Annotated in this window: 16 protein-coding genes and 2 pseudogenes; 5 read left to right on the plus strand and 13 right to left on the minus strand. The window is 72.0% G+C overall.

Features of this window, described 5'->3' with window-relative positions; translation table 11 throughout:
• The first annotated feature begins 101 nt into the window (after nt 1-101).
• Nucleotides 102-1331 carry a serine hydrolase domain-containing protein gene (locus LJ657_RS23430; protein WP_232650695.1) on the plus strand — a complete coding sequence of 410 codons (1230 nt, stop codon included), beginning with the start codon at nt 102-104 and terminating at the stop codon, nt 1329-1331.
• A 69-nt stretch (nt 1332-1400) separates the two neighbouring features.
• Here LJ657_RS23430 and ribA read toward each other — a convergent pair whose 3' ends face one another.
• A complete protein-coding gene (gene ribA / locus LJ657_RS23435; RefSeq protein WP_232650696.1) occupies nt 1401-2060 on the minus strand; it encodes a GTP cyclohydrolase II in 660 nt (219 codons plus the stop codon).
• A 38-nt stretch (nt 2061-2098) separates the two neighbouring features.
• On the opposite strand from ribA, the gene LJ657_RS23440 reads away from it, so the two are divergent.
• Nucleotides 2099-2905 (plus strand): creatininase family protein, encoded by an 807-nt coding sequence (locus LJ657_RS23440; RefSeq protein WP_308117076.1) that lies wholly within the window; start codon nt 2099-2101, stop codon nt 2903-2905.
• A 155-nt stretch (nt 2906-3060) separates the two neighbouring features.
• Here the strand turns inward: LJ657_RS23440 and LJ657_RS23445 are convergent.
• The 5 genes and pseudogenes from LJ657_RS23445 to LJ657_RS23465 form a co-directional block, all read right to left on the minus strand.
• Nucleotides 3061-4434 (minus strand): annotated as a pseudogene (locus tag LJ657_RS23445) (lysylphosphatidylglycerol synthase transmembrane domain-containing protein); the annotation flags it as partial.
• Entirely contained in the window at nt 4431-5438 is a 1008-nt protein-coding gene (locus LJ657_RS23450; protein ID WP_232650697.1) for a class I SAM-dependent methyltransferase, read from the minus strand. The pseudogene LJ657_RS23445 and the gene LJ657_RS23450, both read right to left, overlap by 4 nt.
• Complete coding sequence (locus tag LJ657_RS23455) at nt 5435-6646, minus strand: glycosyltransferase family 4 protein (protein WP_372487958.1); 1212 nt, start codon at nt 6644-6646, stop codon at nt 5435-5437. Before LJ657_RS23455 ends, LJ657_RS23450 begins: the two co-directional genes overlap by 4 nt.
• Entirely contained in the window at nt 6643-7041 is a 399-nt protein-coding gene (locus LJ657_RS23460) for a 6-pyruvoyl trahydropterin synthase family protein (RefSeq protein WP_030936582.1), read from the minus strand. The genes LJ657_RS23455 and LJ657_RS23460 overlap by 4 nt, the downstream gene beginning before the upstream one ends.
• 116 nt (nt 7042-7157) lie before the next feature.
• Nucleotides 7158-8138: a zinc-dependent alcohol dehydrogenase gene (locus LJ657_RS23465; RefSeq protein ID WP_232650698.1), complete on the minus strand. Its 981-nt coding sequence runs from the start codon at nt 8136-8138 to the stop codon at nt 7158-7160.
• Nucleotides 8139-8246: 108 nt separating this feature from the next.
• Between LJ657_RS23465 and LJ657_RS23470 the strand changes: the two genes are divergently transcribed.
• Entirely contained in the window at nt 8247-9029 is a 783-nt protein-coding gene (locus LJ657_RS23470) for a CDP-alcohol phosphatidyltransferase family protein (RefSeq protein ID WP_232650699.1), read from the plus strand.
• Between the two features lie 90 nt (nt 9030-9119).
• Here the strand turns inward: LJ657_RS23470 and LJ657_RS23475 are convergent.
• From LJ657_RS23475 to LJ657_RS23490, 4 genes and pseudogenes are all read right to left on the minus strand, one after another.
• Nucleotides 9120-10362: pseudogene (locus LJ657_RS23475) on the minus strand (MFS transporter).
• Between the two features lie 5 nt (nt 10363-10367).
• Nucleotides 10368-12152, minus strand: coding sequence for an ABC transporter permease subunit (locus tag LJ657_RS23480; RefSeq protein ID WP_232650700.1), 1785 nt, complete (start codon nt 12150-12152; stop codon nt 10368-10370).
• Between the two features lie 3 nt (nt 12153-12155).
• Nucleotides 12156-13664, minus strand: coding sequence for an ABC transporter substrate-binding protein (locus LJ657_RS23485; protein ID WP_232650701.1), 1509 nt, complete (start codon nt 13662-13664; stop codon nt 12156-12158).
• 5 nt (nt 13665-13669) lie between these two features.
• Nucleotides 13670-14206 carry a GNAT family N-acetyltransferase gene (locus tag LJ657_RS23490; RefSeq protein ID WP_232650702.1) on the minus strand — a complete coding sequence of 179 codons (537 nt, stop codon included), beginning with the start codon at nt 14204-14206 and terminating at the stop codon, nt 13670-13672.
• Nucleotides 14207-14345: 139 nt separating this feature from the next.
• Here LJ657_RS23490 and LJ657_RS23495 point away from each other — a divergent pair, with 139 nt between their 5' ends.
• Both LJ657_RS23495 and LJ657_RS23500 read left to right on the plus strand, forming a co-directional pair.
• The gene (locus LJ657_RS23495) at nt 14346-15302 is read left to right on the plus strand and encodes an ATP-binding protein (protein WP_232650703.1); all 957 of its coding nucleotides are present in this window, start codon (nt 14346-14348) and stop codon (nt 15300-15302) included.
• Between the two features lie 54 nt (nt 15303-15356).
• Nucleotides 15357-15749, plus strand: coding sequence for an SCO5389 family protein (locus LJ657_RS23500; protein ID WP_232650704.1), 393 nt, complete (start codon nt 15357-15359; stop codon nt 15747-15749).
• Between the two features lie 33 nt (nt 15750-15782).
• On the opposite strand, the gene LJ657_RS23505 is transcribed toward LJ657_RS23500, so the two are convergent.
• The 3 genes from LJ657_RS23505 to LJ657_RS23515 form a co-directional block, all read right to left on the minus strand.
• Complete coding sequence (locus tag LJ657_RS23505) at nt 15783-17426, minus strand: APC family permease (RefSeq protein WP_232650705.1); 1644 nt, start codon at nt 17424-17426, stop codon at nt 15783-15785.
• 201 nt (nt 17427-17627) lie between these two features.
• Entirely contained in the window at nt 17628-18992 is a 1365-nt protein-coding gene (locus LJ657_RS23510) for a GH1 family beta-glucosidase (RefSeq protein ID WP_232650743.1), read from the minus strand.
• A 29-nt stretch (nt 18993-19021) separates the two neighbouring features.
• The gene (locus tag LJ657_RS23515) at nt 19022-19861 is read right to left on the minus strand and encodes a carbohydrate ABC transporter permease (protein ID WP_232650744.1); all 840 of its coding nucleotides are present in this window, start codon (nt 19859-19861) and stop codon (nt 19022-19024) included.
• Between the last annotated feature and the right edge of the window lie 17 nt (nt 19862-19878).

Genomic DNA, 19878 nt, shown 5'->3' on the forward strand with positions numbered 1-19878 from the left:
GGGCGCGGGGAACGGCGCGACCAGCCACGACGGTGCCGCAGCCAACTGACGGCCTGTCGCGGCACTCACAGCGGAGCGCTTCGCGCGTTCGGAGGAGAGCGATGGCACAGCTGCGACAAGAGGTCGACCCGGACGAGGCCGGGCTGGACGCCAAGGCGCTGGACCGCCTCGACCAGCATTTCGCCCACCACGTCGATGAGGGACGCCTGCCCGGCTACCTGGTGGCCGTCGCCCGCGGCGGACGCGTCGCCCACCTCACCACCCACGGCCGGCGCGACGTCGCGGCGGGTCTGCCGGTCGAGGCCGACACCCTGTGGCGGATCTACTCCATGACCAAGCCGGTCACCACGGTCGCCGCCCTGATACTCGTGGAGGAGGGCCGGCTGTCGCTCGACGACCCGGTCGCCCGCCACCTCCCGGCCTTCGCCGACCCGCAGGTCTACGAGAGCGGGTCAGGCGCCGGTCTCCGGACCCGCCCGGCAGCCCAACCCCCGCTGATCCGGCACCTGTTGACCCACACCGCGGGCCTGACCTTCGCGTTCTACCACCACCACCCCGTCGACGCCCTCTACCGCGAGGCGGGCCTGGACTCGGCCGTGCTGCCGGGCTCGGACCTGGCCGGGACCGTCGACGCGTACGCGCGCCTGCCGCTGCAGTTCGAGCCGGGCACGCAGTGGAACTACTCGGTCGCCACCAATGTGCTCGGCAGGGTGATCGAGGTCGTGTCCGGGCAGCCGCTCGACGTCTTCTTCGCCGAGCGCGTCCTCGGCCCGCTCGGCATGACCGACGCCGGATTCTGCGTCACGGACGAACAGGCCCCGAGGCTCTCCGAGTTGTACGGCGACACCGACGCCGGCGGCATCGAGCCGATCGCCGGGCTGCCGCTGCGCGGGCGGCCCCGCTTCCTGTCCGGCAGCGGCGGCCTGGTGGCCTCCGCGTACGACGTGCACCGCTTCATGGAGCTGCTGCGCCGCAGGGGCGAGCTCGACGGGGTCCGTCTACTGGCCCCCGGGACGGTGGACCTGATGACCCGCAACCAGCTGCCCGGCGGCGCCGATCTGCGCGCCTTCGGCAGTCGCCCGGCCCATGACGAGCCCGGCAACGACGGCGTCGGCTTCGGCCTCGGCGTCTCCGTCGTCATCGACCCCGAACGCACTCAGGCACCCTCGGGCCTGGGTACGTTCGGCTGGAGCGGGGTGGCGACGACGACCTTCTGGGTGGACCCGAGCCGTGATCTGAGCGTGCAGTTCATGACGCAGGTCCGGCCGAAGTCGTCACTCAGGCTCTACCCCGACCTCAAACGGCTGGTCCACGAGGCGGTCACGGACTGAACGTTCCCCGGACCGCGACCGGATCACCTCGCCGACCGGCGGAGTCGGCGAGGTGGCGTGCGATCCGGCTCAGGACAGGTGCGCCAGCGCGTCCAGATGCGGCAGGACGTGGTCGAGCCGTTCCCGCTTGGTGCGCAGATAGGTGATGTTGCTCTCGCACGGCGGGATCAGCAGCGGGACGGTCTCGGCCACCTCGATGCCGTGCTGCACCAGCGCCTCCCGCTTGCGCGGGTTGTTGGACATCAGACGCACCGAGTTCACGCCCAGGTCCTGGAGGATCTTGGCGGCGACGCCGTAGTCGCGGGCGTCCACCGGCAGCCCCAGCGCCAGGTTCGCCTCCACGGTGTCCAGGCCCTCCGCCTGCAGCGCCATCGCGCGCAGCTTGGCGAGCAGACCGATGCCGCGGCCCTCGTGGCCCCTCAAGTAGACGACTATGCCACTGCCTTCGGCGACGACGGCCTTGAGCGCGGAGGCGAGCTGGTCACCGCACTCGCAGTGCTGGGAGCCGAACGCGTCTCCGGTCAGGCACTCGGAATGCAGCCGGGTGAGGACACCGTCCGTGCCGATGTCACCATGGACGAGGGCCACTTGCTCGTCATCGCGATCGTGATCCATGTAACCCACCGCCCGGAATTGCCCGTAGACCGTGGGCAATGGGGCATTCACAATCCGTTCCACGCCCGTGCGCTGTGGGGACTTCTTGCCGAGGACGCCGATTTTATCTGTCATGATCTGATTCCTAAGCAGAGACGAAGGGCCGTGAAGAAATGAGTGGATCGGGCGCGCGTACGGCGGCATACGGGCTGGTGCCGGCGGACACTACGGAAGAGGTACGGACCAGAGCGGCGGGTGTCTCAACGCAGGTCGCCGTCCTTCCGGTCGGGAGCTTCGAGCAGCACGGTCCGTTCCTTCCGCTGGCGACCGACACGCTCGTCGCCTGTGCCATGGCCCGGGAGATCGCGGCGGCGTACCCGGTGCACCTCCTCCCGCCGGTGACCATCTCCTGCTCGCACGAGCACGCGGCCTGGCCCGGGACCGTCAGCATCTCTTCCGTGACCCTTCACGCGGTGGTATGTGACATTGCACAGTCGCTGCGCCGCTCCGGCGTCGACGCCCTGGTGGTGGTCAACGGGCACGGCGGAAACTACGTACTGGGCAACGTCGTTCAGGAGTCCTCCGCCCGGGGCGAGCGAATGGCGCTGTTCCCGGCCGCGGAGGACTGGGAAGCGGCACGGCAGCGGGCGGGGGTGACCACCTCGCTGCTGACCGACATGCACGCGGGAGAAATCGAGACCTCCATCCTTCTGCACGCTCACCCGGAATTGCTTCGCCCCGGTTATGAGGCCTCCGATTTCGTCGCGGACGACCGGCGTCATCTGCTCACCCTCGGTATGTCCGGCTATACCGATTCGGGCGTCATCGGACGCCCTTCGCTCGGTTCCGCGGAAAAGGGGAAGCAACTGCTCGCGGCTCTGGCGGATTCCTTCGGAGCGTATTTCTCACTCCTCACCTCGGCGGGCGATTCCGGCACGGAGACCGGAGAGACGGGGGAAGCCGGCAGCGCGCGCGGGTAGTCGCGTCCGGGTGCGGGTTCCGGGGCTGCCGCCGCGGCCGTTCCGGAACCCGCCCGCAGGCCCGGGTACCAGCGGGCGACGAGGACGACGAGGCCCGGCAGGGCCGCCACAAAGCTGAGCACCCCGTACACCACGGCGACGGCCACCCCGCTGCTCGCGCCCAGCCCGGCCGCGCCGAACGCCCAGGCGGCGACGCCCTCGCGGGGGCCGAAGCCGCCGACGTTCAGCGGCAGCCCCATCGCGACCAGCGCCAGCACCGCGAGCGGCAGCAGCGCGGCGACGGAGGCACCGGATCCGGCGACCCGAGCGGCGAGCACGAACATCGCGAGGTGGCCGGCCAGGATGAGCACCGACGAGACGACGACACCCGGCCAGTTGCGGCGCGACAGCAGTCCCTCTCGGGCCTCGGTGAGCGTCGCGCGCAGCGCCCGTCCGCGGCGGGAGGGCGCCCGGTTCATCCGCAGCGCGACCACTACGGCCAGCGCGCCCACCGCGGCGAGCCCGACCAGCGGCGCGAAGTGCCGGGTCTCCGCCAGCACGGGGGACGGCATCGTCAGGAGCACAGCCCCGCCGATGACCGTCAGCGCGACCTGCCCGGCAACCCGTTCGAGGACCACCGAGCGCACGCCGCGGCCCATGTCACCGGCGCTCTGCCCGTGCCGCACGGCCCGGTGCACATCGCCGAGGACACCGCCCGGCAGGGCGGCGTTCAGGAACAGCGCCCGGTAGTAGTCGGCGACGGCCGACCCGAGCGGCAGCCGGATCCTGAGCCCCCGGGCCACCAGCGCCCACCGCCACGCACTGAGCACGGTGGTGACCACCCCGATCACCAGCGCCGCCAGCAAGGTCGGCAGGTCGATCCGCCGAAGCCCGTCCAGCAGCACCCCGGTACCGAGTCGCCACAGCAGCGCACTGAGGATGACGACACCGGCGACAGTCCCGAAATGGGTACGCGCGGCACGGGAGTTGAGCCGGGACAGAACGGCACGCCACCAGGACCCCCGCACCGCCCCCGCCTCCGGCCGCGCCGAGGAGACGATCACACCGATACGCGCCTGGGAGACGGCGGCACCGGTGGGCGACAAGGACTCGGCCCCGCCGGCCCGGACTACGACGGCGGTACCCGCGGGCCCAACGCCCCCGGCTCGCACCGCAACACCCGCACCCGATGCCGACACGACCCCGCCGGCCCGCACGTCGACGGCCACACCCGCGGACACCTCAGCCCCGGCGCCACCGGCCCGCGCCTCAACACCCGCACCCGCGGACGCCGCAGACCCGGCACCTCCGACCCGCACCTCAACACCGGCACCCGTCACCGACGCAGCCCCGGCGCCACCGGCCCGCGCCCCAACAGCCGCCCCGATCGGCGTCGCGGAGCCGGCCAGGACGTCCACCGGCACCCCCGCCGACGTCACACCGTCGATCCGCGCCTCGTCGGGGATGCGGCGCAGCGCGCGTACGGCTCGTGCCGCTCGGCCGCTCGGCTCGCGTCGTACCACGACCGCCCGTACCGTCTCCACGCTCATGACGCTCCGCCCGTCGGCCGGGACAGGGCCAGCAGGTCGCTGTGGTGGACCACGACGTGCAGTTCGCCTGCCCGGCAGGCGGCCAGGCGGTCCTGCAGATACCGTTCTGCACGGGCCTTCAGCTCGGGGCGTTCCTCGACGGCCGCGCCCACCCAGCCGCGCAGCCACTGGGCCGTCAGCGCGGCCTCGTCGGGGCCGAGGCGCCAGGGACTGGGGTTGACCTGTACCGTCGCGCCCCGTTCCGAGAACGCCTCGCAGGCCACCGTGATCGCGTCCGGGCCGAGCAGGCCGCCCCGCCGCTGGTGGGCGTTGAACGCGTCGGTGATCTCCTCGTCCATCGGGTCGGACGGGGTGAGTTCGACGCGGCCGGCCACCGAGAGCGTCAGCAGCGCGGGGCAGCCGGCCCCGGTGCAGGCGACGGCGAGGGTGTCGATCTCCTCGCGGGTGAGGACGTCGAGGAGCGCGGAGGCCGTCACCAGTGAGGCGCCGGCGAGGGCGTCCGGGGTGAGCCGGGCGACGTCGCCGCGGCGCGTCTCCACGGTGACCCGGCTGCCGTCGGCGGCGGAGCGCGGGGAGGCGACGGCCGCGAAGTGCAGAAGGTAGGGGTCCCGGTCGTGCAGGATCCAGTGCTGGGGGCCGTCCAGGCGGGGCGCGAGCCAGCGGCCCATCGAGCCGGTGCCGCAGCCCAGGTCGTGGATGACCAGCCCGGCCTTGCCCGGCAGGTTGGCCAGCCGGATCCGCAGCGGGTCGAGCAACTCGTGGGCCCGCCCGGCGGCGTCGGCGGGTTCGCGCAGCTCCAGCCACTCGGGCGCGTAACGGGGCGGCTCCTCGGCCCCGGTGTCCCGCAGCCGCACGGTGGCGCGCTCACCGGGGCGCGGGGCGGGGCCGGCGCCGGGGATCACGGAGTCCGCCGGTTCGCAGCCGTCGCGATCGGCCGGCTCCGAGGCGTTCCGCGGCGCGGGCTGCGCCGGGATCCTCCCGCCGATCTGTGCAGTCCTGTTCATGCCGCCCTCCTGGGTTCGCTCGGCAGCCGGCCCAGTACTCCGGCGAGGCTTCGGGCCGTGGTCGCCCACCCGTCCAGGGCGGCCCGTCGGCCCCGGGCGGCGGCCTTGAGCCGGCGTCGTACGTCGGCCTCGCCGAACCAGCCGCGCAGTTCGGCGGCGAGGGCGGCGGGGTCCTCCGGCGGCACGAGGATGCCGGGGACACCGCCGTCGGGCGCGCGTCCGACGGCCTCGGGGACACCGCCGACATCCGTGGCCAGCACGGGGATTCCGCGCGCGAGGGCCTCCGTCACCGCCATGCCGTACGTCTCCGCGTACGAGGTGAGGACCATGAGGTCGGCGGCGTTGTAACTGGCGTCGAGCTGGGCACCGGCCTGCGGGCCCGCCAACTCGATGCGCTCCCCCAGTCCGTGCTCCTCGATCAGCAGCCGCAGATGGGCGACGTACTCGGGGTCCTGCCCGAGACCGCCGACACACACGCAGCTCCACGGCAGGTCGGCCGCCGCGGCCAGCGCCTGCACCAGCCGGTGCTGGCCCTTGCGGGGGGTCACCGCCGCCACGCACAGCAGCCGCGAGACGCCGTCGGTCCCGGAGGCGAGGGGCGCGATGTCGGCGCCGGGGGCGGCGACATGCACCCGCTCGGGGGCGAGGCCGTGGTGGGCGACGAGGCGGCGTACCGCCCAGTCGCTGGTGGCGATCACGGCGGGCACGGCCCGCAGCACGTCACGCTCCTTGGCGTCCAACTCGGCGGCCACGGCGGGCTCGAGGCCCCTCTCGTCGCCGAGCGGAAGGTGCACGAGGACGGCGAGGTTCAGCCGCTCGGTCTCCGGTACGACGATCTCGGGGACGCCGCAGGCGACGATCCCGTCCAGCAGGACGACCGTCCCGTCCGGCAACTCCCGCAGTGTCCGCGCGAGTTCCGCGCGGGCCGCCGCCCCCGGCCGGGGCCACTCGCCGCCCACGGCGTGCTTGTGCACCTGCCAGCCGAAGCCGGGCAGGTCCAGGCTGATCCGCCGGTCATAGGCGTTGCCGCCGCTCGGCGCGGCCGGGTCGTCGACGCCGCCCGGCATGAGGAAGTGCACGGAGCGCAGGGACATGGGGATGATCTCGGCGTTCTTCAGGGCGGAGCTCTGCACGGGCACGTACCCCAGTGCGGGCCGCTCCGCCTGCCCGAGGGTGTTCTCCACCTTCTCCAAGGTCGCGTCGGTCACAGGGCACGCTCGTAACTCGCCCAGGCGATGTGCGACTCGTGCAGGGTCACCGAGATGCCCGCGATGCCCTTGGCGCCCTCACCCAGCGCACCCTTCTCGATCCGCTCGGCGAGCCGGTCGGCGATGACCTTGGCCAGGAACTCCGTGGAGGTGTTGATGCCGGCGAAGTCGGGCTCGCTGTCGAGGTTTCTGTAGTTCAGCTCGCTGACGACGGCACCGAGTTCCTGGGTGGCGAGTCCGATGTCGACGACGATGTTGTCGTCGTCCAGCTGCTCGCGCCGGAACGTGGCGTCCACCAGGAACGTCGCTCCGTGCAGGCGCTGCGCGGGTCCGAAGACCTCGCCGCGGAAGCTGTGGGCGATCATGATGTGATCGCGGACGGTGACACTGAACAACGGACGACCCTCCAGGTGCGGCGCGTCTGGTCCTCCGGCCGTTGGCCGCCGGAGGATGCCGTGTAGTACGGCTCTTCGCTTCCCCGCGTTCAGCCGAGTCTCACCCTTTTCTCAGGTCAGACAGTTTCGGGGTACCTCACACGGTGACACAGCGCGGGAATCTCACCGGAGGCCAGCCGGGGCATCACCGCCGGCAGCTCGTCGAACGTGCTTTCCCCTGTGATGAGCGCGTCCAGCGCCGGGTCTGCGAGCAGGTCGAGGGCGAGGGCGAGCCGGTCGGCGTAGCTGCGGTTGGCGCGGGCCGGGGAGACGGTGCCGACCTGGCTGCTGCGGATCGTCAGCCGCCGGGAGTGGAAGGCCTCGCCGAGCGGGAGGCTCACCTTCCGGTCGCCGTACCAGCTCAGTTCCACGACGGTGCCCTCGGCGGCCAGGAGTTCCAGGGCCCGGGCCAGGCCCTGTTCCGTGGCACTGGCGTGCACCACCAGGTCCCGTTCGCCGAGCGCGTCCTCGGGCAGCGCGAAGTCGACACCGAGGGCCTCGGCGGTCTTGGCGCGGGCCGGGTCGGCGTCGACGAGTTGCACCCGTACGCCCGGGAAGCGGGCCAGCAGCGCGGCCACCGAGCAGCCGACCATGCCGCCGCCGACCACCGTGATCCGGTCGCCGACCAGTGGCGCGGCGTCCCACAGGGCGTTCACGGCCGTCTCGACGGTCCCGGCGAGGACGGCCCGTTCGGCGGGAATGTCCTCGGGCACGACCGTGACGGCCGAGACCGGCACCACATACCGCGTCTGGTGCGGATACAGACAGAAAACCGTACGCCCGACCAGTTCCTCGGGCCCCTCCTCGACCCTCCCCACACTGAGGTAGCCATACTTCACGGGTGCGGGGAACTCGCCCTCCTGGAACGGTGCCCGCATGGCGGCGTGCTGACTCTCCGGAACGCCGCCGCGGAAGACGAGCGTCTCCGTGCCGCGGCTGACGCCCGAGAAGAGCGAGCGCACCAGTACCTCGCCCTCGGCAGGTTCCGGCAGGTCGAGGCTCCGGATCTCGCCGAGACCCGGACGACTCAGCCAGAACGCGCGTGCGACGCGGTTCATCCGGCCTCCTCCTGAACGATCGGGAAGTTGTTCACGTACCGACATGTGCACAGGCCGCGCACAGTACGCGGCGTTGATCGACTTTGTCATTCGGCCGGAGGGTGTGCGGTGGCCCTGAACAACACTTACGACGCAAGGCTGGTCCAGCAGGAGACCGCTGTGGGAGCGGGCGTTCAGATCCTGTTGCTGGCTTTGCTCGGCACGGCGATCGGCATGGGGCCGGCGGGCTGGCTGACCGGCCTCGTCTTCGCCGTCGCCATGTGGGCGGTGCTCTCGCGGGCACTGCACCGCACCCGGCCGCGTTCGTTCGGCCCGGCCAACCGCGTGACGCTCGGCCGGGCGACGCTGGTGGGCGGCGTGACGGCCCTGGTCGCGGACTCCTTCGAGAGTTCCCCGCCGGTCACCGCCCTCGTCGGCCTCACGGCGGTCGCCCTCATCCTGGACGGCGTGGACGGCAAGGTCGCCCGCGCCACCGGCACCTCCACCCCCCTGGGCGCCCGCTTCGACATGGAGGTCGACGCGTTCCTCATCCTGGTGCTCAGCGTCTACGTCTCCACGCAGCTCGGCCCGTGGGTCATGCTCATCGGCGGCATGCGCTACGCCTTCGTCGCCGCGGCCCACGTCTGGCCGTGGCTGAACGCCTCACTGCCGCCGAGCACGGCCCGCAAGACGGTCGCCGCGATGCAGGGGATCTGTCTGCTCCTCGCCGCCTCCGGCTACCTGCCGCCCGTGGCGTCCCTCGGGGTCGTCGTACTGGCCCTGACCACACTGGTCTGGTCCTTCGGCCGCGACGTCCTGTGGCTCCGACAGACGTCTCGCGTCCGGGACGGCGAGGTGGAGGAGATGCTGGAGTTGGAGTCGGAGCTCGCGCCGGTGACGTCGACGTCCTGAGTCGGTCCGGCAGCGCCCCTGAAAGGGCCGCTGGGAACTGCGCGACCAGCCACAGCGGACCCGCGGACGATCCACGACGCATCCCGGCGCTCACGGCGGAGCGCCGACCCGGCGCGGCAACAACCCCACCGCGGCCGCCGGCACGGCTCCCAGCACCAGCCACGGCACAACCCCCGGCAACCCCATGCCGAACAGCGCCCCACTCGCCGAGCTCCCCACCAAGGCGATGAGCCCCGAAACCGAGGACAGCGCCCCGGTGCACAGACCGAGCCGTCCGTCCTCCGCGAGATCGGGAACCCGCGCCCGGGCGACGGGCGCGACGAGCATCTGGCCAAGGGTGAGCAGCGTGACGAAGCCCGCGGCAGGCAGCAGCCCCGTCGTGCCGGTCAGGGCGGCGGGTCGAGCGACGGCCACGACGACGAACCCGGTCGCGATCAGCCACAACCCGCCGCTCATGGAGCGGCGCAACGTGAGACGGCCTCCCACCCACCGGGTGACGGGCAGCCGGGCACTCACCACCAGCACCGACGACAGCGCGAACAGCCAGGCCAGCGGCGCCTGCGAGCCCGCCGCGCGCTCCACCTCCGCCGGCAGGGCGAGGTAGAGCTGGTTGTAGGCGAGCAGATAGGCCCCGTACGCACAACACAGCGCCAGGAAGCGGCGGTTGCGCAGCAGCGGGCGCACCCCGCCCCGTCCCCGGGTACGGACCCGCCCCGGGATGTGCTGCGGCAGCAGCCAGACATGCCCGGCCGGCACGAACACGAAGATCCCGGCGCCCGCCAGGCACACCGCACGGAAGTCCACCACCAGCAACAGCGCGCCGGGCAAAGGACCGACGAACGCCCCCGCCTGTCCCGCGACGGTGAACAGCGCCGGCACCCGGGTGCGCGGGCTCCCGCCCGCTTCCTCCACCACCACGGCCTGGCGGGCGACCTCGGAGTCCACGGCCGGTGAGAACAGTGCGGCGGCGAACCCGGTCAGCAGCACCGCGCCGACGACCGCCCAGGTCTCCCGGGCGTAGCCGAGCCAGACGAAGCCGACGATCCGCAGCACACACCCGGCGAGCACCACCGGCCGGATCCCGTACCGGTCGGCCGGCGCCCCGCCCACCACGAACAGCCCCTGCCGACTGAAGGCTCCGCAGTCCGAGCAGGAACCCGACCAGCCAGCCCGCCATCCCCATCGCCTGCCCCAGGTGCCCGGACAGGAAGGGCAGCACGGCGAAGAAGCCGATGTTGAAGGCGAGTTGCGTGAGGATCAGCAGTCGCAGGAGGGGCGTCAGCCGAACGCCACCCCTCGTAGGGCCACGCAGACCGCTCGTAAAGGAAGCCACCCTGCTCACCGGGAATCGACCAACTCCCTTGTAGTCGAAGGCCGTTGAGCAGGACCGGCAGGGACAACAGCGACCGCGTCGGTGGTACGACGCCGCGGCCGCCGCACTCCCCCGCCCGCGCTCACCGCCAGCGCACCGAGCAGGGCGAGTACGGCGGCGGGGGCGAGGACCGCCCACGGGGCGCGTTCGGCGTAGGGCTGGTTCTCGGCGAGCAGCAGGCCCCACTCCGGGGAGGGCGGCTGTGCGCCCAGGCCGAGGAAGGCGAGCGAGGCGAGCGCGAGGGCGGTGCCGGGCAGGCGCAGCAGGGCGTGGCGGGTGACGGGCGGCAGGACGGCGGGCAGCAGCTCGTGGCGCAGCAGGTGCCGGCGCCCGGCGCCCAGGCCGCGGGTGGCCGTGAGGTGCAGGGCGGCCCGTTCCTGCCGCAGCAGTGCGGAGGTGTGCACGGCGAGGGGCGCCCACGCGACGGCGCTCACGGCCAGCGCGGGCGTCGCCGGTCCGCTGCCCGCGACGGCGGCGACGAGGAGCGCGCCGAGTACCGGCGGTACGGCGTTGACGGTGTCGACGAGCGGCCCGGACAGCCGGGGCAGCAGCCCGAGCAGTACGCCGGTGAGCAGGGCGACGGCGCCTATCGCGAGGGCGAGCAGGAGGGTGTCGAAAGCACCGTGGGCTACCCGGGCGAGCATGTCCCGGCCGAGCGCGTCGGTGCCGAACGGGTGGGTCCAGGAGGGGGGTCGGAGCCGCTGACCGGTGTCGAGGGCGAGCGGATCGCGGGGCAGGCCCAGCCCGATGACGACGAGCAACAGCCCACCGTGGACAAGGAACCGGATCCCGCGGACCGGCGCCGACGACCGGTGCAGGGAAGGCAGGGACCCGTCCCGCAGGGCGGGTCCGATCAGCAGCCGGGCCGTGAGCCGGGCCGCGCCTGCCGCGGCGGCGGCGAGCAGGAGGAGTACGAGCGTTCCGGCCTGCAGCACCGGGAGATCCTGAGCGAGGGCGGCCCGGAGGGTCGTGCGGCCGAGCCCGGGGATGTCGTAGATCTGCTCGACGGCAACGGATCCGCCGGTCAGCCCGACCACGAACAGCCCGGCGTTGGGCAGCAGTCCGGGCAGGCAGCGGCGCACGGCCTGGCGGGCGATGCTCCGGCGGGGCAGTCCGCGAGCCGTGGCGGCCAGGGCCCAGGGTTCGGCGAAGGCGCTGGGCAGCAGGTCGTCGAGGAGCCGTCCGAGCACGGCCCCGGCGGGCAGACCGAGGGCGAGCGCGGGCAGCACGGTCCAGCGCGGCCCGTACCAGCCGAGGGCGGGCAACCAGCCGAACTGCACCCCGACGACGGTGGCCGACACCGACGCGGTGAGGAACTCGGGCAGCGCGGCGAGGATCGCGGAGAAGGAACCGCCGTTCCGGCGCTCCTGTCGGTACAGGGTCCGCGCGCAGACGAGCCCGGCCGTCACCACCGCGACCACGAGCGCGACGGCCATCAGCAGCAGGGAGGCACCGAGGGCCTGGAGCACGGCGGGCGTGACCTCGGCCCCGGAGATCCACGACCGCCCCGCGTCCCCGCGCCACAGCCCGCCGAACCACTGCCCGAGCAGTCGCAACGGACCTTCGTCCAGGCCGAGTCGGGCCCGGATGTCAGCCAGCGCCTCGGGGCTGGGGGCGCGTTCGGCCGAACGCGCCCTGAGCACGGTGAGCGCCGGGTCGGTGCGCGCGAGCCAGGGCAGCAGGCCGACCCCGCACACGAGGGCGAGAGCGAGTCCGGCGCGCCACAGGAGCGCGGTGACCTGGTGCCGCATGCGTCAGCGCCGGGTGCCGGTGCCGGTGCCGGTGCCGACGAGGGTGCGCTCGTACGGATCGAGGAGCGCACCGCGGACCGAGTCGGCGACGCCGGTGATGACGCGCTGGTGGACGAGCGGGACGACGGCGTCGGTGCCGAGGATGTCCGCTTCGGCCGCCATGACCGCGTCCTGCCGCTCCGCGGTGTCGGTGGCCCGTTCGGCCTTCGCCACGGCCCGGTCGACGCCCTTGTCGCACAGCAGCGCCAGGTTGTAGCCGCCGTCGCAGGTGAAGTCGCTCGCCAGGACGGCGACGGGGTCACCGGTGTCGACGAGCGTGTTCCGGGCGAGCACGAGGGCGTCGAACCTCCCGTCCAGCGCGTCGCTCTCCAGCCGCGAGTACTCCCGCACCTCCAGCTCGACCTCGAACCCCGCCTTCTCCAGCTGCTGCTTCAACACCTGGGCGACTTCGGGGAGTTCGGGCCTGTTGTCGTACGTGGCGAGGGTGAGCTTCGTGTCCGCGGGAGCCGCGGCCTTCGCGCGCCCGACCGGCGCCCTGCGCTTGCCCTCGGCCCAGGTGACCGCGGGTCCGTAGATACCGGCTCCGGCGTCGGCGTGCCCCTCGTAGACGCCGTCGGCGAGCGCGGAGGTGTCGACGGCCCGACGCGCGGCGGCCCGCAGTTCGGGGTCCTTGAAAGGACCGGACTCGCTGTTCAGGAGCAGGCTGGTGGTGCGTGCCGTGGCCGTCTCCTTGCGGGTGGCCCTGTCGAGGGTGGCGGCCTGCGCGACGGGGACGGCCTCGGCGAGGTCGACCTGCCCGGTGCGCAGGGCGGCCGTGCGGGCGGTGCCGTCGGCGATGAACCTCACGTCGACACCGGAGGACCGGGCGAGGCCGCCCCAATGGTCGTCGAAGCGGTCGAGGGTGGCGGAGGTGGCGCCGGTGACCTTGGTGAGCTCGAAGGGACCGGTGGCGGTGCCGACCGGGTCGACGCGGCCCGTGGTGCCGTAGGCCTTGGGAGCGAGGACGGCGAGGCTCGGGCTGGACAGTCGCGACGGCAGTACGGGATCGGGGCTGCCGGTGGTGATCCGTACGCCCGTGCTGCCTGCGGCCTGCGCGCGGAGCCGGACGCCGGAAAGGGCGGCGGGCGCGGGCTCGGCCTCGGTGGCGTGGGTGAGTGAGGCCGCGACGGCGGACGGGGTGACGTCCGTGCCGTCCTGGAAGGTGGCCTCGCGCAGGGTGAACAGCCAGGTGCGGTCGCTCTCCCGGCGCCAGGAGGCGGCGAGGACGGGGACCGCCGCACCGTTGGCGTCCAGGGCGGTGAGGCTTTCGGTGACGCCGAGGCGGCTGAGGATGGTGGCGTCGTCGCCGTACGGAGAGAGGTTCTCGGCGGGCGGGAAGGCGAGGGCGACCCGCAAGCGGGAGCCGTCCTCCGCGTCACTCCCGCCGCCGGGGCCGCCGGCGCCTTCGGATGCGAAGCAGCCGGTCAGGACCGGGGCGAGCAGAAGGGCAGGGAACAGTCGGAAACGGCGCACGGCGGCTATCGCCCCATCGGTATCTCGAAGTGAACGATCCCCTGCCCGCCCCCGGGTTCCTCGCGCTCGTCGTGCACGGCCTTGCCGAGCGACCGCCAGAAGGCCTCCGCACCCGGGACCGCCGGGTCGGTGTGCAGATAGACGGCGCGGTAGCCGCCGTCCGCGGCCGCGAACCCGAGCAGTTCGCCGACGAGGCGCCGGGCGAGTCCGCGTCTGCGGTGCTCGGGCCGGACGTAGATCCGGCGCAGTTGCGCGGTGGCGCCGGACGGGTAGCGCGCGGCGAGGTGGCGCGGGTTCGGCGGGTGGGCGGGGCCACGGGAGTCGAGGGCGGCGGTGGCGACGACGTTTCCGTCAACCGGGTCGAGCGCCACCAGCAGGGTGTGGCGGGAGGAGGCCAGGTAGGCGGCGGCCGGATCGAGGATGTCGCCGTGCCAACGGGGCACGTAGCCGGTGCCGAAGTCACGGTGGACGGTGTCGAGCATCACGGCTCGCGCACCGTCGAGGTCGTCCGGGCCCGCCACCCTGATGCAGTAATCAAGCACCTGCACATCATATGCATTAAGGCTCACCCTCTTGATCGCTGACGCCACGCCGCTCGACCGCCCCCGATTTGACAGACCGTCGGAAGCCGCCTAAAACCTAGCACATGACATTCATTTTCAAAACGAGCTCGGCCCGGTAATGCGGGTCGCGTTCGTCGGCAAGGGCGGTAGCGGCAAGACCACCCTGTCAGCGCTCTTCTCCCGTCATCTGGCCCGCTCCGGCGCACCGGTACTCGCCATCGACGGCGACATCAACCAGCATCTGGCCGAGGCACTGGGACACGACGAGAACCACCTGGACGCACCGCCCCTGGGCGCCCACCTGCCCGAGATCAAGGACTACCTGCGGGGCGCCAACCCGCGCATCGCCTCCCGCGAGGCGATGATCAAGACCACCCCGCCCGGCCGCGGCTCCCGCCTGCTGCGGCCGCTCGGCGACGACGAACTCCACGCACGCCACGTCCGGCGCGTGGGCGACGTACCGCTGATGGTGACGGGCGAGTTCGACGAGAGCGACCTCGGGGTGGCCTGCTACCACTCCAAGCTCGGCGGCGTCGAGCTCTATCTCAACCACCTGGTCGACCGCCCCGGTGAGTACGTCGTGGTCGACATGACGGCGGGCGCGGACGCCTTCGCGTCGGGCCTGTTCACCCGGTTCGACATCACGTTCCTGGTGGCGGAACCGACCCTCAAGGGCGTCTCGGTCTACCGCCAGTACCGCGACCACGCCCGCGAGTTCGGGATCCGTGTCGCCGTGATCGGCAACAAGGTGACGGGCGAGGACGACCTGCTGTTCCTGAAGGAGCAGGTGGGCGACGACCTCCTGACCCACCTGGTCCAGTCCCCCTGGGTGCGCGCGGCCGAACAGGGCCGGGCGGAAGACGGGTTGGACGGCCTGGAGCCACACAACCGCCACGCCCTGAACATCCTGCGCGAGACCGTCGACGCCCACCCCAGGGACTGGCCCGCCCTCCACCGCCACGCCGTCGAGTTCCACCTGCGCAACGCCCGCGCATGGTCGGACGAGGCGACGGGCCTGGACCTGGCCGGCCAGGTGGACCCGGAGTTCGTACCGGGCCCGGCGGCCCTCACCTGACCACCAGCCTCCATGAAGCACATCCACCGACTCTTGGAACGGACGCCCCCTTTCATGTCTCTCGACGTCTCCCCGAAGCTCCTCGCCGAAGCCGAGTCCGGTGCCATCCGCGAGGAGGATTTCGTGGACACGGTCCGCACGTCCCTCCCGTACGCCTACGACCTGATCGCCTCCCTCGCCACCGAACTCAAGAGCGGCACGGCCGAGTTCACCGACAACCAGACCCCTCCGCCCTCCGAGCAGGACCGCGGCCAGCTCCTTCGCGCCCTAGCCGGCGACGCCATCCGAGGCAGCCTCGAACGCCACTTCGGCGTGGAACTGGCCTTCCAGAACTGCCACCGGGTGGCGGCGTTCCGGCCGGGAGCGCGGAACGGCGAGACGTACGGACGGTTCACGTCGGTGCGGTCGCAGGTGCTGAACCAGTCGCCGGAGTTCCGGGACTGCTGACGCGCCCTACGCCCCGCCGGCCGGAGGGCCCGGTCAGAGGACCTCTTCCTCCTCCGGGACGACGACCTGGTCGATCATGTACTGGATCTTCTCGGCCGGCAGGGCGACCGCCATCGCCCAGTAGTAGATGACGAGGCTGAAGACGGCGGTGGCGACCATGTCCCACCACAGCGGGAACCACGGGTGCTTCAGGGGTCCGAAGTCGCTCAGGTAGACGATCAGACCCATGCCGACCAGATAGGCCGGCAGCCACTGCGCGGCCCGCATGTCCAGCTCCGGGGTGATCGGGTTCATCTTGAACACCCTGTTGGCGACCAGGATGACGTAGCCGATGAGGATGGCGACTCCGAGCTTCCAGTCGGTGGTCCAGCCCGACCACAGGATCAGCAGGTTGGCGACGACGAACGCCAGCGGCGACATCCAGCTGCCGCCGGGCAGCCGGTAGGGGCGGTGGGCGTCGGGCAGACGGCTGCGGAACACGCCGAAGGAGAGCGGCGCCCCCGCGTACATCAGCACGCTCGCGCTGGTGATCAGCCCGACCAGGGAGCGCCAGCTCGGGAAGGGCAGGAAGCAGATGCAGCCGATCACGAAGGCGGTGATCAGGCCGACCCAGGGGACACCGCGCTTGTTGGTCCGCTCGAACGCGGTCGGCACATAGCCGTTGCGGCTCAGGCCGTACGAGACCCGGGAGGAACCGGTGATGTAGATCAGCCCGGTGCCTGCCGGGGAGATCACGGCGTCGAGATACAGGATGGTGGCCAGCCAGCCGAGACTGATCAACGTGGCGACCTGCGCGAATGGCCCGCTCAGGGCATTGAAGGCAGAGTTAGCCCAGGTATGGCCGATCTGGGACGCGGGCAGCGCCGCGAGGAAGACGACCTGGAGGAGGATGTAGATGATGATGCCGATGATGATCGACCCGATCACCGCGCGCGGGATGTCCCGCTTGGGGTTGGCGCTCTCACCGGCGAGCTGGTCGGCCTGCTCGAAGCCGAGCAGGGCGAAGATGATGCCGCTGGTCGAGACGGCGGACAGGATGCCCTTCGCCCCGTAGGGGTTGAATCCGTCGGCCGCCGTGAAGTTGGCGGTGTGGAACTGGGCGATGGCGAAGACGAAGACCGTCAGCAGGGGGATGCCGACCTTCCACCAGGTCGCGGCGCTGTTGGTGCGGGCCAGCAGCCGGATGCTGAGGAAGTTGATGGCCGTGATGGCGGCCATCAGTCCGACCGCGACGGCGATGCCGGAGCCGGTGAGGACGTGCTCGCCGCCCTTGATCTTCTCCCAGCCGTGCCCCCAGGAGTAGTGCTGGCCATAGGTGATCATGGCCAGGACCTCGATGGGTGCCACCGTGGCCGCCTGCAGCCAGGAGAACCAGCCGAAGGAGGCTCCCGCGGCGCCACCGTAGGCGTAGTGCGGGAAGCGGGCGGTGCCGCCCGAGACCGGGTACATCCCGCCGAGCTCGGCGTGCACCAGCGCCAGGATCAGGATGGCGACGCCGCCGATGGCCCAGGAGATGATGGCCGCCGGGCCGGCAGCCGCCAGCGCCCCCTGGGCGCCGAACAGCCACCCCGACCCGATGATCGACCCTTCCGAGGCCCAGATGAGGCCTACGAAGCCGATCTCGCGCCGCAGTCCCGGTTTCGTTCCCGCGCCGGGCGCCTTTTCCGATAGGGCCATGCCACACACCCCCTCATAGGGTGATCCTCATCACATTATCGTGCCACGTTGGCGCGCTCGCGACAGCTGGCCGTGCGTACACGACTCGGCAAAATGCCCATGGGCCGGGAGACCGTGCCTGTGCCGGACCCGCGCTCCCGGGTCCGGGTCCGGTCGGGAGGCGGTCCGGAGGCGGTCCGGGTCCGGCGGAGCGGTGCTGTCTCAGGCCGCCTTGCGCGTACGGCCCCGGTGGGCGCGGACGATCTCGGCGTAGCGGTGTCCGCTGCCCTTGATCGTCCGCACCTGCGTCCGGTAGTCCACGTGGACCAGTCCGAACCGCTTGTCGTAGCCGTACGCCCACTCGAAGTTGTCGAGCAGCGACCAGGCGAAGTAGCCGGCCAGCGGGGCGCCCTTGCGAACCGCTGAGGCGCAGGCCGCGAGGTGGCGTTCCAGGTAGTCCTGGCGTTCGGGGTCGTCCACCGTGCCGTCCGGGCGTACGACGTCCGGGTAGGCCGAGCCGTTCTCGGTGACGTACAGCCTGCGGGCGCCGTACTCCTCGGTGAGCCGGAGCAGAAGAGCCTCGATGCCGTTCGCGTCGATCTCCCAGTCCATGCCGGTGCGCGGGACGCCGAGGCGGCGGACCGAACGCACATGGGGTGCCGGGGCCGAGGGGTCGTCGGCGACGGTCGCCGGCATGTAGTAGTTCAGGCCGTGCCAGTCGAGCGGGGCGGCCATCGCCGCCAAGTCGCCCTGCCGCTCCGGGAGTTCGACGCCGTACACCTCGCGCATGTCGGCCGGGAAGCCGCGGCCGTACACCGGGTCCAGCCACCAGCGGTTGACGTGGCCGTCCTGTCGGCGCGCGGCCCGCACGTCCTCGTCGCGGTCGGTGGCGGCGTGCACGGTGGAGAGGTTGGTGACCAGGCCGACTTGCGCGGACGCGGCAGCCGCGCGGATCGCCTCGACGGCGAGGCCGTGGCCCAGCAGCAGGTGGTAGGAGGCGCGGACGGCGGCCGTCAGGTCGGTGAGGCCGGGGGCCATCCGGCCTTCCAGATGGCCGATCCAGGCCGAGCACAGCGGTTCGTTGAGCGTGGCCCAGAGCGACACGCGGTCACCGAGACGCGCGGCGACGACCGAGGCGTACTCGGCGAAGGCGAGCGCGGTTTCCCGCTCGGGCCAGCCGCCGCGGTCCTGGAGGGTCTGCGGCAGGTCCCAGTGGTAGAGGGTGACGGAGGGCACGATGCCCGCCTCCAGCAGCCGGTCGATCAGCTCGTCGTAGAAGGCGAGGCCCTTGGGATTGACCGGTCCGTCCCCGCCCGGCACCACCCTCGGCCACGCGATCGACAACCGGTAGGCGTTCGTGCCCAGTTGACGCATCAGGCCGATGTCCTCGCGCCAGCGGTGGTAGTGGTCGCAGGCGACGTCGCCGTTGTCGTTGCCCGCGACCTTGCCGAGGGTGTGGGAGAAGGTGTCCCAGATCGACGGGGAGCGGCCGTCCTCCGCGACGGCTCCCTCGATCTGGTACGCCGCCGTGGCCGTGCCCCACAGGAAGTCGGGCGGGAAGGCGGCGAGGTCGATGCGGTCGGACACGGAAGTCCCTTCGAAGTGGCTGGAGCGGGTCACTTGACGGCACCTGCCGTCAGCCCGGCGACGAGATAGCGCTGCAGCAGCAGGAAGCCGGCCACCACGGGCACGCTGACGACCAGCGAGGCGGCCATGATCTGGTTCCAGTAGACGTCGTTGAGGGTGGAGTAGCCCTGGAGGCCGACGGCGAGCGTGCGGGTGGTGTCATCGGTCATGACGGAGGCGAAGAGCACCTCGCCCCAGGCGGTCATGAAGGCGTAGACGGCGACGGCGACGATCCCGGGGATCGCGGCCGGTACGACGATCCGCAGCAGCGCGCCCAGCGGTCCGCAGCCGTCCACCAGCGCCGCCTCGTCCAGGTCGCGCGGCACCGAGTCGAAGTACCCGATCAGCATCCAGATCGAGAACGGGAGGGAGAAGGTCAGGTACGTGAGGATCAGACCGCCGCGGGAGCCGAACAGGGCGATGCCGGTGGCGTTGCCGATGTTGACGTAGAGGAGGAACAGCGGGAGCAGGAAGAGGATGCCCGGGAACATCTGGGTGGACAGGACGGTGACCGTGAAGACTCGCTTGCCGCGGAAGCTGTAGCGGCTGACGGCGTAGGCGGCGAACACCGCGATCACCACCGAGCAGACGGTCGCCGTGCCCGCGACGATCAGCGAGTTCAGGAAGTAGTGCGCCAGCGGGACCGTCGACCAGATGTCGATGTAGGGGCGGATCGTCAGGCCGCTGGGCAGCCAGCGGAACCTGCCCGTGACGTCGGCGAGGGGCTTCAGTGAGCTGGAGACCATGACGTAGACCGGCACCAGGACGAAGCCGGTGAGCAGGGTGAGGAGGATCCGCCGGGACCAGAGGAACGAACTCGGCGGGGCCATGGGCGACCTGAGCCGCT

Origin of the sequence: Streptomyces guryensis (assembly GCF_021261325.1) — a bacterium.
Lineage (GTDB): Bacteria > Actinomycetota > Actinomycetes > Streptomycetales > Streptomycetaceae > Streptomyces > Streptomyces guryensis.

Coding starts and splice junctions, on each gene's coding strand:
- LJ657_RS23430 (WP_232650695.1), top strand. CDS start 102: ATGGCACAGCTGCGACAAGAGGTCGACCCGGACGAGGCCGGGCTGGAC.
- ribA (WP_232650696.1), bottom strand. CDS start 2,060: ATGACAGATAAAATCGGCGTCCTCGGCAAGAAGTCCCCACAGCGCACG.
- LJ657_RS23440 (WP_308117076.1), top strand. CDS start 2,099: ATGAGTGGATCGGGCGCGCGTACGGCGGCATACGGGCTGGTGCCGGCG.
- LJ657_RS23450 (WP_232650697.1), bottom strand. CDS start 5,438: ATGAACAGGACTGCACAGATCGGCGGGAGGATCCCGGCGCAGCCCGCG.
- LJ657_RS23465 (WP_232650698.1), bottom strand. CDS start 8,138: ATGAACCGCGTCGCACGCGCGTTCTGGCTGAGTCGTCCGGGTCTCGGC.
- LJ657_RS23480 (WP_232650700.1), bottom strand. CDS start 12,152: ATGCGGCACCAGGTCACCGCGCTCCTGTGGCGCGCCGGACTCGCTCTC.
- LJ657_RS23495 (WP_232650703.1), top strand. CDS start 14,346: ATGCGGGTCGCGTTCGTCGGCAAGGGCGGTAGCGGCAAGACCACCCTG.
- LJ657_RS23500 (WP_232650704.1), top strand. CDS start 15,357: ATGTCTCTCGACGTCTCCCCGAAGCTCCTCGCCGAAGCCGAGTCCGGT.
- LJ657_RS23505 (WP_232650705.1), bottom strand. CDS start 17,426: ATGGCCCTATCGGAAAAGGCGCCCGGCGCGGGAACGAAACCGGGACTG.
- LJ657_RS23515 (WP_232650744.1), bottom strand. CDS start 19,861: ATGGCCCCGCCGAGTTCGTTCCTCTGGTCCCGGCGGATCCTCCTCACC.